Source organism: Paenibacillus nicotianae, assembly GCF_042681745.1.
In the GTDB taxonomy this organism is placed as follows: domain Bacteria; phylum Bacillota; class Bacilli; order Paenibacillales; family Paenibacillaceae; genus Saccharibacillus; species Saccharibacillus nicotianae.
In genome coordinates this window covers 2,076,785-2,093,163 of record NZ_JBHUGF010000010.1, presented here as the reverse complement: position 1 = coordinate 2,093,163, position 16,379 = coordinate 2,076,785, and the positions used below count along the sequence as shown (strand labels likewise).

Sequence of the window (16,379 nt, the reverse complement as noted above, 5' to 3'; positions counted from 1 at the left end):
AAAAGGGTTTTTATTTTTTTACTTTGATAGCGTATACATGATATATTAAGTAAGAGCTAGCTTACTCAAGATAACTTCCAGTAAATGGAGTAAATTGGCGAAATTTTTAAGGAAAGCGTTTTAAAAACATGTTACAATATTGAAGGTTATTGATTTGCCGGGTGATGTTGCCGGAATGCATTCATGTTGATAGGAGGATTTATTGAATGAATATCCATGAATATCAGGGAAAACAAGTACTTAAACAGTACGGAGTAGTAGTACCGGAAGGTAAAGTTGCTTTCACGGTAGAAGAAGCTGTAGAAGCAGCTCAATCACTGGGCAGCCCGGTGTGTGTTGTCAAAGCTCAAATTCATGCTGGTGGTCGAGGTAAAGCTGGCGGAGTTAAAGTAGCTAAAAGTCTAGATGAAGTACGTACGTATGCTCAAGAAATTTTGGGTAAAGTGCTTGTAACGCATCAGACAGGACCTGAAGGAAAAGAAGTAAAACGACTTCTTATCGAAGAAGGCTGTGATATTCAAAAAGAATATTACATAGGTGTTGTTATTGATCGCGCTACAGGTAGAGTCGTAATCATGGCATCTGAAGAAGGCGGCACTGAGATTGAAGAAGTCGCTGAAAAAACACCTGAAAAGATTTTCCGTGAAACCGTAGACCCGGCTATTGGTCTACAAATGTTCCAAGCTCGCAAACTAGCGTACGCAATCAATATTCCGACTAAGCAAGTGAACAAAGCAGCTAAATTTATGACTGCATTGTATACTGCATTTATCGAAAAAGATTGCTCTATTGCAGAAATCAATCCATTGGTTGTAACAGGCGATGGTGAAGTGATTGCTTTGGATGCGAAATTGAACTTTGATTCTAATGCGATCTTTAGACATCCTGATATTCTTGAACTTCGTGATCTGGATGAAGAAGATGCAAAAGAAATTGAAGCTTCTAAATACGATCTAAGTTATATCGCTCTTGATGGTAATATCGGTTGTATGGTCAACGGTGCAGGTCTGGCGATGGCGACAATGGACATTATCAAATATTATGGGGGCGAACCGGCTAACTTCCTTGACGTAGGGGGCGGTGCTACAACGGAGAAAGTAACAGAAGCTTTCAAAATTATTTTGTCCGATAGCAGTGTAAAAGGTATTTTCATTAATATATTTGGTGGTATTATGCGTTGCGACGTTATCGCTAACGGCGTAGTTGAAGCTGCCAAACAAATCGGTCTGGATCGTCCTTTGGTTGTAAGACTTGAAGGTACGAATGTAGATTTAGGTAAACAAATTCTCGCCGAATCAGGGCTAAACATCGTTGCCGCGGATTCTATGGCGGACGGAGCACAGAAGATCGTAGCTCTCGTATAAAATCCAGGACCTAAATTAAGTGATAGGAGCTGTGTCTAAACAATGAGTATTTTGGTAGATAAGCATACAAAAGTCATCACTCAGGGTATCACCGGGGCAACAGGACTCTTTCATACTAAGGGTGCGCTAGATTATGGTACTCAAATGGTAGGCGGCGTAACACCTGGTAAAGGTGGAACTGATGTTGAAATTACACTGGAAGACGGCAAAACTGTAAAATTGCCAGTCTTTAATACCGTTGTAGAAGCCAAAGAAAAAACTGGCGCTACAGCAAGTGTGATCTATGTACCTCCTGCATTTGCAGCAGACTCTATTCTTGAAGCAATCGATGCTGAATTAGATCTGGTTATCTGTATTACAGAAGGTATTCCAGTACTGGATATGGTTAAAGTATCCCGTTACCTAGAAGGCAAAAAAACAGTTTTGATCGGCCCTAACTGCCCGGGTGTTATTACACCAGGCGAGTGTAAAATTGGTATTATGCCAGGTTACATTCACAAGCCAGGTTATGTAGGTGTTGTATCACGTAGTGGTACATTAACGTATGAAGCTGTTCATCAATTGTCTACTCGTGGAATTGGTCAATCCTCTGCGGTAGGTATCGGTGGAGATCCAGTTAAAGGTTCAGAATTTATTGATATTCTGAAATTATTTAACGAAGATCCAAATACACGTGCTGTGATCATGATCGGTGAGATCGGTGGTACAGCAGAAGAAGAAGCTGCAGAGTGGATTGAAGCGAATATGACGAAGCCTGTTGTAGGCTTTATCGGCGGCGCTACAGCTCCTCCAGGCAAACGTATGGGACATGCAGGCGCAATCATTTCCGGTGGTAAAGGTACTGCTGCTGAAAAAATTTCTAAATTAGAATCTTGCGGTATTAAAGTAGCACCTACTCCTTCTGAAATGGGTTCAACACTTGTTGAAGTTTTAGAAGAAAAAGGGCTTTTAAGTGAGTGTACTACGCACTAAAAAAGACTTTAAGCCATCTGTATAGACTTTTAATAGCCTGTTCTTTATAATGGGTGTAATTAGATAGTCACAAACGTATAAGGTAAGCAACCTTTGTATTCTCTTGAGGAGACAAAGGTTGCTTTTTTTGCGTTCATTTCCATTTATTTTGCAAAAAAAGATCAAGATAATGGAAAAAAATACCTAAAAATGAAGTAAACGCTTGCAAAATAGTTAGGTTTACGATTAAATGGAGAAGGATGATTTGTTCCTGCTCCTGAAAAGGAGATTATATGATGAATGAGAAATTAGTATGGCTTGGACTATGTGAAGCTTCTGGAATCGGTTGGAAACGAATGAGCGATATACTACAGAACCATGTAGATCTGCGCGAACTGCCGGAATGGGATGCCGGAAGTTGGCGTGGATTAGGCATGCCTGAAAAAGTAGCTCAATCTTTACCGGAGCAGTTACAACCGGAATATCTTATATCCAAAATGAAGAAGTATAGCGATCAAGGAATTCATATTATTACAATGCTAGATGAAGAGTATCCTACTTTAATGAAGGAAACTTTTCAACCACCCTGGATCTTATACGCTAGAGGCAGATTAGAATTATTATCTAGCTTCTGTATCGGTATGGTAGGGACAAGGGTTCCGACCGCTTATGGACGCAAAGTTGGTGAGTTACTTGCTGGTGAAATGGCAGAACGTGGTGTTACCATAGTAAGCGGAATGGCTAGAGGAATAGATAGTGTCTGTCATGACGCAGCGCTTAGAGCGAATGGACAAACGATCGCGGTTCTAGGTACAGCGATTGATATGATTTATCCAGCAGAAAATCGTTCATTATATCATCGAATAGCAGAGCAAGGGTTAATTTTATCTGAATATCCGATAGGAACCAAATCTTCGCCTGGTTTATTTCCACAACGCAATCGAATTATATCCGGGTTATCTTATGGCTCAGTTGTGGTCGAAGCAGATGCTAGAAGTGGTTCTTTGATTACAGCCGATTTTGCTATGGAACAGAATCGTGATGTATTTGCTGTACCGGGGCCTATCACTTCTCCCAAAAGTCAGGGGACACTGTCTCTACTTAAACAAGGAGCGATTCTAGTCACATCTACAGAAGATATAATGAAGGAATATGATTCAAGTTTAATTAAACGGTGTGATAATCCATACGAAATGAAAGAAAATTCCAGTCTAATTAGCGGCTCAAATGCTTCAATTTCAGACTTTTCTAAAAAATTCGATTTGACAACAGACGAAAAAACGATATACCTTATATTGGAGCAGGGTGATGCAACGATCGATGAACTTCATGTTCAATCGAATTTTGATTTTGGACTTTTGCATACGGTTCTGTTATCTTTAATCATAAAAAAACAGATCAGTCAACGCTCTGGCGCGTTATATACCTTAATATAAATCACATAAAAGATAAAATGAAAGGGGGACGAACCTAATGGCAGATACACTTGTTATTGTAGAATCACCAGCGAAAGCGAAAACAATCGGTAAGTACCTGGGTAGTAAGTATATTGTGAAAGCATCCATGGGACATGTTCGAGATTTGCCAAAAAGCCAAATCGGTGTTGATGTGGAACATAACTTTGATCCTAGATATATCACTATTCGTGGCAAAGGCTCTATCCTCAAAGAATTAAAAGATGCCCGTAAAAAAGTAAAAAAAGTCTATCTCGCAGCCGATCCGGATCGCGAAGGTGAAGCAATTGCTTGGCACTTAGCTCATGCGCTTGATGTTGGCGAATCCGAAATGTGTCGAGTTGTTTTTAATGAAATCACCAAACAAGCAGTCAAAGACGCTTTCAAAACACCACGCCAAATTAATATGGATCTTGTTAACGCACAACAAGCACGTCGTATACTGGATCGCTTGGTAGGTTATAAAATAAGTCCGTTATTGTGGAAAAAAGTAAAAAAAGGTTTGTCCGCAGGTCGTGTACAATCGGTAGCTGTTAAAATTATTATTGATCGTGAAAATGAAATTTCTGACTTTGTAGCTGAAGAGTACTGGAGTATTACAGCGAAGTTAACGATTGATGATACTACGTTTGAAGCCAAGTTCAACAAATTGAACGGTGAGAAAAAAGACCTTCATAATGAAGAAGAAGTAAAAGAAATTTTGGCTGCGATTGGAGATTCTTCTTTTGAAGTCACCAATGTTAAAGAGCGTGAACGTCTACGTCATCCTTCAGCTCCGTTTACTACATCTTCTTTACAACAGGAAGCTGCTCGTAAGTTGAATTTCCGCGCTGCTAAAACAATGTCGGTTGCTCAACAATTATATGAAGGTATCGATCTAGGTAAAGAAGGTACTGTTGGTCTTATTACTTACATGCGTACCGATTCCACTCGTATTGCTGCATCAGCACAAGAAGAAGTGAAAGAATTCATTTTAGAAAAATACGGTAAAGAGTTTGTTCCTGATGAACCTCGCCAGTATTCTAAAAAAGCCGCTAATGCTCAAGACGCCCATGAAGCGATTCGTCCAACTTCAGCATTGCGTGAACCTGACACTTTGAAACCACTGATGAGTCGTGATCAATTCCGTCTATACAAATTGATCTGGGAACGGTTTGCTGCAAGTCAAATGTCTTCCGCAGTATTGGATACATTGTCTGTTGATATTGCAGCAGGTCCTACTACGTTTCGTGCTGTAGGTTCCAAAGTACGTTTTCAAGGATTTATGAAATTGTATGTTGAAGGCAATGATGATGGTAAAGAAGAAGGAGACAAATTTTTACCACCACTTGCTCAAGGTGATCAACTTCAAAAAGAAGAGATTGAACCCAAACAGCATTTCACTCAACCACCTCCACGTTATACAGAGGCACGTCTAGTGAAAACGTTAGAAGAGTTAGGTATAGGACGACCAAGTACGTATGCGCCTACACTTGAAACGATTCAAAAACGTGGTTATGTGGCAATAGAAGAAAAGAAATTTATGCCGACAGAACTGGGCGAATTGGTTATTCAGCAAATGGAAGAATTTTTCCCTGAAATATTGAATGCCGAATTTACAGCAAATATGGAACAGAATTTGGACCATGTAGAAGATGGAGAAGAAGACTGGGTTCATGTATTAAGTGAATTTTACGAATCTTTTGAAAAGCGCTTAGAATTTGCTGAAGAAGAAATGAAAGAAATTGAAATAGAAGACGAAGTGTCTGATGAACTGTGTGACAAATGTGGATTGCCAATGGTTTATAAATTAGGACGCTTTGGTAAATTCCTAGCCTGTTCTGGTTTCCCTGATTGTCGTAACACCAAACCGATTATTAAAGATATAGGCGTAACTTGCCCAACATGTAAAGAAGGGCATGTCGTTGAGCGACGCAGCAAAAAAGGTCGGGTATTCTATGGTTGCGATCGTTATCCTGATTGTGACTTTGTATCATGGGATCGTCCATCACCTAAACCTTGTCCGGTCTGTGAATCTATGATGGTCGAAAAACGTAACAAACAAGGTGTGAAGTTGCAATGTACTCATTGTGATCATACCGAAATGGTGGAAGAACAAGAAGATGAAGCATTAGAGGTGGATTGACGTTTCCGATCTATAAAATAGGATTTTGAGACTTTTTCACGTATAATACGTATCATTAAATACAGTGTAGATCTTCTTGATCTACGTTACCTATCATAACTTGTATCTTGTTTATTCAAACAGGGTACAAGTTATAACTATTTAGATTAAGTGCATTATGCAGGAGGTTTTTTATTGTGTCAGATATTCAAAAAGTAACCGTTATTGGAGCAGGTCTTGCTGGTAGTGAAGCAGCCTGGCAAATAGCAAGTCAAGGTGTACCTGTTACCTTATACGAAATGCGTCCTGTGGTAAAAACACCAGCGCATCATACAAATCAATTTGCAGAATTAGTGTGTAGTAATTCTTTACGTTCCAATACGTTAGCGAATGCTGTAGGCGTAATGAAAGAAGAAATGCGTATGCTTAATTCGTTGGTTCTTGGAGCAGCAGATCGTCATGCCGTTCCAGCAGGTGGAGCACTTGCAGTAGATCGTGATGGATTCTCCGGTGAGATTACATCTACGCTACACAATCATCCGTTGGTTACTGTAGTGAATGAGGAATTACAACAAATTCCTACAGATGGTATTGTTGTTATTGCAACAGGCCCTTTAACATCGCCTGCTTTGTCGCAACAAATTCAATCCTTATTGGGTGAAGAATATTTCTATTTCTATGATGCAGCAGCTCCTATTGTAGAAAAAGATTCTATTGATATGAATAAAGTGTATTTAGCTTCACGCTATGATAAAGGTGAAGCCGCTTACCTGAATTGCCCGATGAATGAAGAAGAGTTTAATGCGTTTTATGAAGCACTGATCGAAGCAGAGACTGCTCAATTAAAAGATTTTGAAAAAGAAATCTATTTTGAAGGTTGTATGCCTATCGAAGTAATGATGAAGCGTGGTAGACAAACAGCTTTATTTGGACCGATGAAACCAGTAGGTTTGGTGAATCCTCATACAGGTGAGTTACCTTATGCGGTTGTTCAATTGCGTCAAGATAATGCTGCGGGTACTCTTTACAATCTTGTGGGATTCCAAACGCATTTGAAATGGGGCGAGCAACGTCGTGTATTTTCAATGATCCCTGGTCTTGAAAATGCAGAGTATGTCCGTTTTGGTGTTATGCATCGTAATACGTTTATCAATTCTCCTAAGCTGTTAGAAGATACATATCAGCTTAAAAATGATCATCGTATTTTCTTTGCCGGACAAATGACAGGTGTAGAAGGATATGTAGAATCTGCGGCATCTGGATTGATTGCTGGTATGAATGCTGCACGTCTAGCTAAAGGGCAAGAATTGCTTCATTTACCTTTGGAGAGTACACTAGGAAGTATGGCTCACTATATTACACATGCTGATCCAGATCATTTCCAACCGATGAATGCCAATTTTGGTCTGTTGCCTAAACCAGAAAAACGTATTCGTAACAAAAAAGAAAAAAATGAAATGCTGGCAAATCAGGCTTTGGAAAGTATCAAAACATTTTTTGAGTTAGAACAAACAGAAGTTACACAATAATTCACGTTTGATTATGTAGAGGAGGGGAAGTATAAATGGATCTCTCATTTCACGCTACAACGATATGTGCTGTTCGTCACAATGGTAAAGCAGCAATCGCTGGTGATGGTCAAGTTACATTCGGACAAAATGTTATTATGAAGCAACATGCTAAAAAAATACGTCGCCTCTATCGTGGACAAGTGTTAGCTGGATTTGCTGGTTCGGTAGCTGATGCGATTACGTTATTTGAAAAGTTTGAAGCAAAGCTTGAGGAGCATCATGGCAATTTGCAACGTGCTGCTGTAGAGCTTGCTAAAGAATGGCGTTCTGATCGTGTACTTCGCAAATTAGAAGCTTTGTTGATTGTTATGGATCAAAGTGGAATTTTGTTAATCTCTGGTGGAGGAGAAATTATCGAACCGGATGACGATGTGATTGCGATCGGTTCTGGAGGTAATTTTGCTTTGTCTGCTGCTCGTGCACTTAAACGTCATGGTAAAGATTTAGAAGCAAAAGATATTGTAGAAGCTTCACTGCATATCGCTGCGGAGATTTGTGTATATACGAATGATAATATTATTGTAGAAGAATTGTAAGATGGACCGGTGCTACTACGTACTTTAGTAACAGGTGCGATAAGCACCGGTTTTTATATAATCGTTATGTTGTTTATTCATTATAGTTACTATCAGTTCACTACTTTTATCGATATGGAGGTAAGATCATGACAACCACTGCTTTGACCCCTAGAGAAATAGTTACCGAATTGGATAAGTATATTGTTGGACAAAAAAATGCTAAAAAATCGGTTGCAGTTGCACTTCGTAATCGTTATCGCCGTAGTCTTTTGCCTGAGAATATGCAGGACGAGATTGTACCGAAAAATATTTTGATGATCGGTCCAACAGGTGTAGGTAAAACAGAGATTGCTCGTAGACTTGCGAAGCTTGTTCATGCTCCGTTTATCAAAGTAGAAGCAACCAAATTTACTGAAGTCGGTTATGTTGGACGAGATGTAGAGTCAATGGTACGTGATCTCGTCGAAACGGCTATTCGTATGGTTAAATTAGAACGTACTGAAAAAGTAAAAGATCAAGCAGAAGAAATGGCAAATGAACGTATTGTCGAAATTCTAGTACCTTCTGGCTTTAAAAATAAATCACAACGCAATCCGCTTGAAATGCTATTTGGTAACCAAAATCAATCGGAAGAACCTCAGACTAATTTTGAACAAGATGGTTCGATTCAAGATAAAAGACGCAGAGTACGTTTTGATTTGTTGGGCGGAAAATTAGAAAATGATGTGATTGAAGTTGAAGTCGAAGACTCTATGCCTTCGTTGATGGATATGTTTGCAGGTCAGGGTAACGATCAAATGGGTATGAATATGCAAGAAATGTTAGGTAGCTTTTTACCTAAAAAAACAAAAAAACGTAAACTGCCCATTAAAGATGCTCGCAAAATATTAACACAGCAAGAAGCGAACAAATTGATGGATATGGATGATGTGAATCAAGAATCACTACGTCGCGCAGAACAAACGGGTATTATTTTTATCGATGAAATAGACAAAGTAACCAGTTCTGGACGCGGTACAGGCCCTGATGTTTCCAGAGAAGGGGTACAACGTGATATCCTTCCTATTGTTGAAGGGTCTACGATTATGACTAAATATGGTCCGGTTAAAACAGATTATATTTTATTTATCGCAGCTGGTGCTTTCCATACATCGAAGCCATCTGATCTGATTCCTGAATTGCAAGGTCGTTTCCCGATTCGGGTAGAACTGGATAGTTTGACATTAGAGGACTTTGTAAATATTTTAACAGAGCCTGAAAATGCGTTAACAAAACAATATGTATATCTTTTACGTTCAGAAAATATAGAATTGGAATTTTCTAATGAAGCTATTCGGGAAATCGCTTCGATCGCAGCGGCAGTTAATCAAAACACTGAGAATATTGGTGCACGTCGCCTGCATACCATTTTGGAAAAATTGCTAGAAGATTTATCTTTTGAAGCGCCTGAATTGACATTAGAAAAAATGATTATTACTCCTCAATATGTACAAGAAAAATTACGTGAGATTGCTCAAAATAGAGATTTGAGTCAGTATATTTTGTAATTACCTACCTCTGTAGTCCTTGTACTAGTCGGTTTAGATCGAAATTGAATAGGAAATCATCTTTTTAGGAAAAAGGTGGGGTACTGTTTCTCAAAGTTCCCCGCCTTTTTCCTATATTTTCATACTCGCGAAAGAGGTATGATGAGTACAGAAAGAAAAACGTTGTACAAGTTTTTGTAACATGATCCGATATAATAAAGAACACGTATATATTATACTAGCCAATTTACAATGAATAAGTTATGATTGATTCATTTTCGCAAACATGCAAATTATTTCTCCTCAGCATGTACCATTTTCTAAAAAGCAAATTTGTTAAAAAATAAATGATTACAAGCAAGAAAATTCACAAAATAGTAAAAAATTATTTTGTAGTAAGTAAAATGCACTAGGCTATATGTCGTGAAAATAGAAGTTGTTATCATCTATTAACTTATTTGGTTAATTTTTATCGTAGTACTATGAATGATAAAAGACCTAAAATATTTAAAATTAATATAAGGGTCTAAAAGTTAAGTAAGTTAAATTCGTGCATAATCGACAATTATTACATGGTTTTATTGTTCTAAAATGGTATTTTCTTCATGTAATTTGGAAGATTTTTTTTAAAACAAGACAAAAAGACTCAGTTTTTGTCAAAAGATAGGGCTTTATTCTCATTGTGTTATAACCAATTCTCTAGGAAACTTATGTTAAGAGATTTTAGGAAGAATGACGCACAAATGGTGCTGGACTAAGAATAAGTTTTTGATGATTTTGTCGAAAAAAAAAGAATTATGATAAAAATATGGAATTTACTTTCCAGAACAGCATGGATATTGAAAGGAATGATGTTAATGAACCTTTTAAATGATGTTGGGTTTAAAAGATTAGAAGGAGCAATGGGAGCTGCTACACTTCGTCAACAAGTGATTTCAAACAATATAGCGAATGCAGATACTCCTTATTTTAAAAGATCAGATGTTTCTTTTGAAAATCTGCTTCAAAGCCAAATGGATGATTCTCAAATGCCATTTAGTGGTAAAGTTGAAGATAAAAGACATTTCCAAATTGGTAATACCAACTCTGTTCCTCAAGCAATGGTAACTAGCAATCAAAGCACAGTCATGAACAACAATTTAAACAATGTGGACATGGATGTGGAAATGAGTAACCTTGCTGAAAACCAACTTCGTTACAATTCTTATATCGAACAAATCAACCATCAGATTAAAATGATGCGTACCGCTATTCAAGGAGGAAGTTAATCCATGAGAATTAGTAGCAGTTTTGATATTAGTGCTTCTGCTTTAACAGCACAGCGACTTCGAATGGATGTTGTTTCTTCCAATATTGCGAATGCAGAGACAACAAGAGCACAAGTCGTTAATGGTGAAGCTGTTCCTTACCGTCGTAAAGAAGTTGTGTTATCGACAAATAAACCATCTTTTGCAGATACACTTGATTCCGCAATGAATGGAAGCCGCAGCGGGATTAACGGTGTTAAAGCTTCAGCCATTCAAGAAGATCAAGAACCTTTCAAACTTGTATATAATCCGACACATCCAGATGCAGACAAAGATGGCTATGTAAAAATGCCTAACGTCGATAATTTAAAAGAAATGGTGGACATGATATCAGCTTCGCGTTCATATGAAGCTAACGTAACTGCACTTAATGCTTCTAAAGCAATGATTACCAAAGCTTTACAAATTGGTAAATAAACAATCAAAAATGGAAAGGTGGGGTAAATAATGATAGAGAACACAATGTTCAATGCTGCATCCCCTTTGAAAATGACGACGGGAATGACGACTCAAGCCAAATCAACACCTGGTGAAGCAATGGAACAATTTGGTTCTTACTTAGAAGATGCTATGAATCAAGTTGGACAACAGGAGAAAACAGTTCACCAGATGAACGATAAGTTTCTGTTAGGACAAGTAGATGTGGATCAAGTCATGGTCGCCTCTGAGAAATCACTACTTAGTCTACAAATGGTTTCTCAAGTTCGTAACAAAGCGCTTGAAGCTTATCAGGAAATCATGCGTACTCAATTGTAAGTAGCTGTATATGTTCCATAGCATAGTTTCGAGTGGGGTGACATTGTGAATGAAAGAGTTGCCCAGTATAGAGATAAACTTGTCCAATACTGGAAGAATTTTAATAAAAACCAAAAAATATTACTAATCTCGACGCTGGCATTTATTATTCTGGCTATTGTTGTACTAACTATTCAATTTTCTAAAGTCCAATATGAAGTAGCATTCCAAAACTTAGATGCTACAGATTCAGCCGCGATTATGGAATACTTAGATGGACAAGGTATTCCTTACCAGTTAAGCAGTGATGGCACAAGCATTTCTGTAGCAAGTGAAAGTGCTGCTAAAGCCAAAGTCGCTGTAGGATCACAAGGTTTGATGCAAAACGGAACGATTGGATTTAGCGAATTTAATGCAAGTTCTTCTGCTATTGGTATGACAGATAATGAATTTAACGTGAAATACAACAATGCTTTGAATGGCGAAGTATCGCAATTGCTCAAACAGATGAACGGAGTAAGCAATGCAAAAGTATTAGTGAATTTACCACAGGAAAGTCTTTTTGCTAGTACAGAAGATGAAGATACAGGAACAGCATCAGTAGTTATGCAGTTCAAACCAGGATTTCGTGTAACACAAGAAGCGGTTGACGGTTACTATAACTTGGTGAGTACTGCTGTTCCGCATTTGCCGATTGCGAATATTACAATCACAAATGGAACAGATGGTAGTGAATTAGTATCTACGGTTAAAGGTGGCGGTCCTTCTGGGCTTGCCGGAGCAGTACAAGAAAACATGGCTTTGCAGAAAAAATATGAAGCTGATGTTGAAAATAATGTAAGACAATTTCTGGGAAGATTGCTGGGGCCTGAACGTGTAAATGTACTGGTTGCTTCCAACTTGAATTTTGATCAAAAAAATTCTAAAGAAGATCTTGTACAGCCTGTTGATACTGAGAACATGAAAGGTATCGAAATCAGTGCACAACAGATTCAAGAAAGTAGTACAGGTTCTTCTACTCCTGATAGTGGTGTTGCTGGAACAGGTAGCACAGACACTCCAACTTATCCAGGTGGATCATCTTCAGGTAGTAATGAATCTGAAAAATCTCAAAGTACAATTAACTATGATGTAAATAAGATTCATAATGAAATTGTATCTAGTCCTTATTTTGTAAAAGATTTGACTATCAATGTTGCTATTGATCCAGTAGCAGGTCAAACGCAAGCTCAACAAGATGCTGTAAACACAGAAGTTCAAAAAATGCTAGAAAGCATTGTAAGAACTTCGTTAGCTGAGAATGGAGTAACTTACGCAGCAGGCGATGTTAATTTGACTTCTAAAGTCAATGTATTCTCACAAGCGTTTGCTACAGATACAACTGATACAGGATTTTTTGCTAACAATATGACTTGGATTATCGGAGCTATTGCAGCACTCATTATCGCAGCGGTTGTTTTTATAATCTTACGTCGTCGCAAGCAACAACAAACAGGAGACTATGAAGAAGATATGCTGTTACCAGTAGTAACTGAGCTTCCTTCGATTAGTTTGGATAACTTGACGAATGATAGTCAAGTACGTAAGCAACTTGAATCACTTGCCAAAAAGAAACCAGATGAATTTGTTAACTTATTACGTACATGGCTTGCTGATGAATAAGAGGTGAATCGATGGCAAAGGGAAGTACTCAGGCGCTTAACGGAAGACAAAAAGCAGCCATATTATTAATCTCACTCGGACCGGAAGTATCGGCTCAAATATTTAAACATCTACGTGATGAAGAAATAGAACAATTAACACTCGAAATCGCTAATGTACGTAAAGTAGAAAGTAGCGAAAAAGACTCAGTGGTTTCAGAGTTTCACCAGATTTGCTTAGCACAAGAATATATTTCTCAAGGCGGTATTAACTACGCTAAAGAAATTTTGGAAAAAGCTTTAGGTGAGAATAAAGCTCTTGAAGTGATCAATCGATTGACAGCTACTTTACAAGTAAGACCATTCGATTTTGCTCGTAAAGCTGATCCTAGTCAGATTTTGAACTTTATTCAAAATGAAAATCCACAAACGATTGCTCTGGTACTTTCTTATCTACAATTTGAGCAAGCAGCCGCTATTCTCTCTTCGCTACCTCAGGAAAAACAAGCTGAAGTAGCAAGAAGAGTAGCGATGATGGATAGTACATCGCCAGAAGTTATCTCGCAAATCGAACGTGTATTGGAACAGAAACTATCAGCTACCGTTACACAGGATTATACAAATGCGGGTGGTATCGAATCGATTGTTCAAATCTTGAATGGTGTTGACCGAGGAACAGAAAGAACAATCCTTGATTCACTAGAAATTCAAGATCCTGAACTGGCTGAAGAAATCAAAAAACGGATGTTTGTTTTCGAAGATATTGTCAATATCGACGATCGTTCGATTCAACGGATTGTACGGGATGTCGAGAATGCCGATCTTCAATTGGCACTCAAAGTGGCAAGCGAAGATGTACGCGAATCGGTATTCAAAAATATGTCCAAACGTATGGCAGAAACATTCAAAGAAGAAATGGAATTTATGGGGCCTGTCCGCTTGAAAGATGTAGAAGAAGCACAGACTCGTATAGTTGGAATTATTAGAAGACTTGAAGAGTCAGGTGAAATTATCATAGCACGCGGTGGAGGAGATGATATCATTGTCTAATTTGATCAAATCATCCCAATATATTCCGGTAGAAGTGCTTAAAAAGCTTGATTTCAGCCGCGATTACTACAAACAATCTGATACATCTACTCAAGACACTTATACCGTTTCTCATCCACATGCTTATGATCAACCTCATGTGGACGAGCATACGGTTCGTCTAAAAGAAGAAATGCTTACAGATGCTAAAGAATTTGCGGAACGTCAAGTACGTGAAGCAGCAGAAGAAGCAGAACGTATTCTCCAAAATGCTCAAGAAACGATTGCTGCTTGGTGGGAAGAACGCCGACAACAAGATGAACATCTGATTGAAGCGATCAAAGTACAAGCTTTTCAAGAAGGCTTTGAAGAAGGTCGAGAACGCGTAGAAGCAGAAATGCAAGTTCATATGAGTGAAGTAATGCAAGAAGCGCAAACCGTTCTCGGTCAAGCCTATGAGGCAAAAGAACAAATTATCCAAGAAGCAGAACCTTTTTTAGTAAACCTGAGTTGTGGTATTGCTGAGAAAGTAATCAATAAAAAACTGGAAGAACAACAAGATTACGTTATCGATTTGATCAAAAGAACACTAGCTCGTAAACGCGAACAAGGTGTTATCACATTATGTATTAGTCCTAGCCAATTTGATTTTGTACATGCTGCTAGAGAAGAGTTAACACTGTCAATCGATTCTCAAGCAGAACTTCAAATCTTACCGGATTCGACGGTAACCGATCGCGGATGTGTCATTCGGTCAGCATTTGGTAGTGTAGATGCTCGTATTGATACTCAACTAAGCGAAATTAAAAAAGAATTGGTTCGCTTAGCGCTTCATGACGAAGAGCGGGGGAATAGTAATGCAGGATCTTAATTATTCACGATATTTAGAATATCTCAAACAACTTGATCCAGTTCGGATTAACGGTAAAGTAACTCAAGTGATTGGATTGATGGTTGAGTCCGAAGGACCGGATGCAAGCATTGGCGATGTATGTTACATCTATCCAACTAAAGGTATTGCTCCTTTACGAGCTGAAGTTGTTGGTTTTCGAGATAACAAAGTGTTATTGATGCCTCTCGGTGAATTACAATCGATTGGCCCCGGATGCGATGTTGTAGGTACAGGTAAACCACTTACTGTTCAAGTAGGTTCAGAATTACTGGGTAAAGTGCTAGATGGATTGGGTCAACCATTAGATGGTTCATTAATTCCAGCAAGAATGACTCATTATTCTACTTTTAATACACCACCTAATCCACTGTCACGACCAAGAGTTCAAGATCCTATTAGTATTGGAGTAAGAGCAATAGACGGTTTGCTTACGATAGGCAAAGGTCAACGTGTAGGTATCTTCGCTGGTTCTGGTGTTGGTAAAAGTACGTTAATGGGAATGATTGCTCGTAATACAGAAGCAGATGTGAATGTGATTGCACTTATTGGAGAACGTGGACGTGAAGTAAGAGATTTTATCGAACGCGATCTAGGTCCAGAAGGTTTGCAACGTTCCGTAGTTATTGTAGCTACATCTGATCAGCCTGCACTCATTCGTATCAAAGGTGCTTTGATTGCTACAACGATAGCAGAGTATTTCAGAGATCGCGGAATGAATGTAATGTTTATGATGGACTCTGTAACTCGTTATGCTATGGCTCAACGTGAAGTTGGTTTGGCGGTTGGTGAACCACCAGCAATGAGAGGATATACACCATCTGTATTTGCAGGATTACCTAAGCTTCTAGAACGCGCAGGTACAGGTCCTACAGGCTCTATCACCGCTTTTTACACTGTGCTGGTAGATGGTGATGATATGAATGAACCGATCGCTGATGCAGTCAGAGGTATCTTAGATGGTCATATTGTATTGAATCGTTCTATTGCCAATAAAGGACAATTCCCGGCTATTGATGTATTAGCTAGTATCAGCCGGGTTATGAAAGATATTGTAGAAGAAGAGCAGACAGATGCAGCAGATAACATGAAACGGTTAATGTCTGTTTTTAAAGAATCCGAAGATTTGATTAATATTGGTGCTTATCAAAAAGGATCAAGTCCTGATATTGATGAAGCCATTGAACGCATACAGGATATATGGAGATTCACCAAACAAAAAGTACATGAAAAAACGACACTATCTGGAGCACAAGAGCAGATGATTGCCGAATTTGCGAGGAGCTGATAA

At 38.5% G+C, this 16,379-nt stretch carries 14 protein-coding genes; all 14 read left to right on the top strand.

Annotated features, from left to right (window positions below):
• Positions 1 to 206 precede the first annotated feature (206 nt).
• The 14 genes from sucC (at position 207) to fliI (ending at position 16,376) form a co-directional block, all read left to right on the top strand.
• The gene (gene sucC / locus ACFSGI_RS13245) at positions 207 to 1,364 is read left to right on the top strand and encodes an ADP-forming succinate--CoA ligase subunit beta (protein WP_069327396.1); all 1,158 of its coding nucleotides are present in this window, start codon (positions 207 to 209) and stop codon (positions 1,362 to 1,364) included.
• Positions 1,365 to 1,406: 42 nt separating this feature from the next.
• Positions 1,407 to 2,336 carry a succinate--CoA ligase subunit alpha gene (gene sucD, locus ACFSGI_RS13240; RefSeq protein ID WP_204824587.1) on the top strand — a complete coding sequence of 310 codons (930 nt, stop codon included), beginning with the start codon at positions 1,407 to 1,409 and terminating at the stop codon, positions 2,334 to 2,336.
• Between the two features lie 275 nt (positions 2,337 to 2,611).
• Positions 2,612 to 3,751: a DNA-processing protein DprA gene (gene dprA / locus ACFSGI_RS13235; RefSeq protein WP_204824586.1), complete on the top strand. Its 1,140-nt coding sequence runs from the start codon at positions 2,612 to 2,614 to the stop codon at positions 3,749 to 3,751.
• A gap of 37 nt (positions 3,752 to 3,788) precedes the next feature.
• Positions 3,789 to 5,894: a type I DNA topoisomerase gene (topA, locus tag ACFSGI_RS13230; RefSeq protein ID WP_204824585.1), complete on the top strand. Its 2,106-nt coding sequence runs from the start codon at positions 3,789 to 3,791 to the stop codon at positions 5,892 to 5,894.
• A 176-nt stretch (positions 5,895 to 6,070) separates the two neighbouring features.
• Positions 6,071 to 7,402, top strand: a complete 1,332-nt coding sequence (trmFO, locus tag ACFSGI_RS13225; RefSeq protein WP_204824584.1) for an FADH(2)-oxidizing methylenetetrahydrofolate--tRNA-(uracil(54)-C(5))-methyltransferase TrmFO — start codon at positions 6,071 to 6,073, stop codon at positions 7,400 to 7,402.
• A 35-nt stretch (positions 7,403 to 7,437) separates the two neighbouring features.
• Complete coding sequence (hslV, locus tag ACFSGI_RS13220; protein ID WP_204824583.1) at positions 7,438 to 7,980, top strand: ATP-dependent protease subunit HslV; 543 nt, start codon at positions 7,438 to 7,440, stop codon at positions 7,978 to 7,980.
• A 128-nt stretch (positions 7,981 to 8,108) separates the two neighbouring features.
• Entirely contained in the window at positions 8,109 to 9,509 is a 1,401-nt protein-coding gene (gene hslU / locus ACFSGI_RS13215; RefSeq protein WP_204824582.1) for an ATP-dependent protease ATPase subunit HslU, read from the top strand.
• An 836-nt stretch (positions 9,510 to 10,345) separates the two neighbouring features.
• Entirely contained in the window at positions 10,346 to 10,756 is a 411-nt protein-coding gene (flgB, locus tag ACFSGI_RS13210) for a flagellar basal body rod protein FlgB (RefSeq protein ID WP_204824581.1), read from the top strand.
• A gap of 3 nt (positions 10,757 to 10,759) precedes the next feature.
• Positions 10,760 to 11,212 carry a flagellar basal body rod protein FlgC gene (flgC, locus tag ACFSGI_RS13205; protein ID WP_204824580.1) on the top strand — a complete coding sequence of 151 codons (453 nt, stop codon included), beginning with the start codon at positions 10,760 to 10,762 and terminating at the stop codon, positions 11,210 to 11,212.
• 30 nt (positions 11,213 to 11,242) lie between these two features.
• Positions 11,243 to 11,551 carry a flagellar hook-basal body complex protein FliE gene (gene fliE, locus ACFSGI_RS13200; RefSeq protein WP_204824579.1) on the top strand — a complete coding sequence of 103 codons (309 nt, stop codon included), beginning with the start codon at positions 11,243 to 11,245 and terminating at the stop codon, positions 11,549 to 11,551.
• 45 nt (positions 11,552 to 11,596) lie between these two features.
• Positions 11,597 to 13,192, top strand: coding sequence for a flagellar basal-body MS-ring/collar protein FliF (fliF, locus tag ACFSGI_RS13195; protein WP_204824578.1), 1,596 nt, complete (start codon positions 11,597 to 11,599; stop codon positions 13,190 to 13,192).
• 11 nt (positions 13,193 to 13,203) lie between these two features.
• Positions 13,204 to 14,220, top strand: a complete 1,017-nt coding sequence (gene fliG, locus ACFSGI_RS13190; protein ID WP_137222700.1) for a flagellar motor switch protein FliG — start codon at positions 13,204 to 13,206, stop codon at positions 14,218 to 14,220.
• Positions 14,213 to 15,070, top strand: a complete 858-nt coding sequence (locus ACFSGI_RS13185) for a FliH/SctL family protein (RefSeq protein ID WP_204824577.1) — start codon at positions 14,213 to 14,215, stop codon at positions 15,068 to 15,070. The genes fliG and ACFSGI_RS13185 overlap by 8 nt, the downstream gene beginning before the upstream one ends.
• A complete protein-coding gene (gene fliI, locus ACFSGI_RS13180; RefSeq protein WP_204824576.1) occupies positions 15,057 to 16,376 on the top strand; it encodes a flagellar protein export ATPase FliI in 1,320 nt (439 codons plus the stop codon). Before ACFSGI_RS13185 ends, fliI begins: the two co-directional genes overlap by 14 nt.
• Positions 16,377 to 16,379 lie beyond the last annotated feature (3 nt).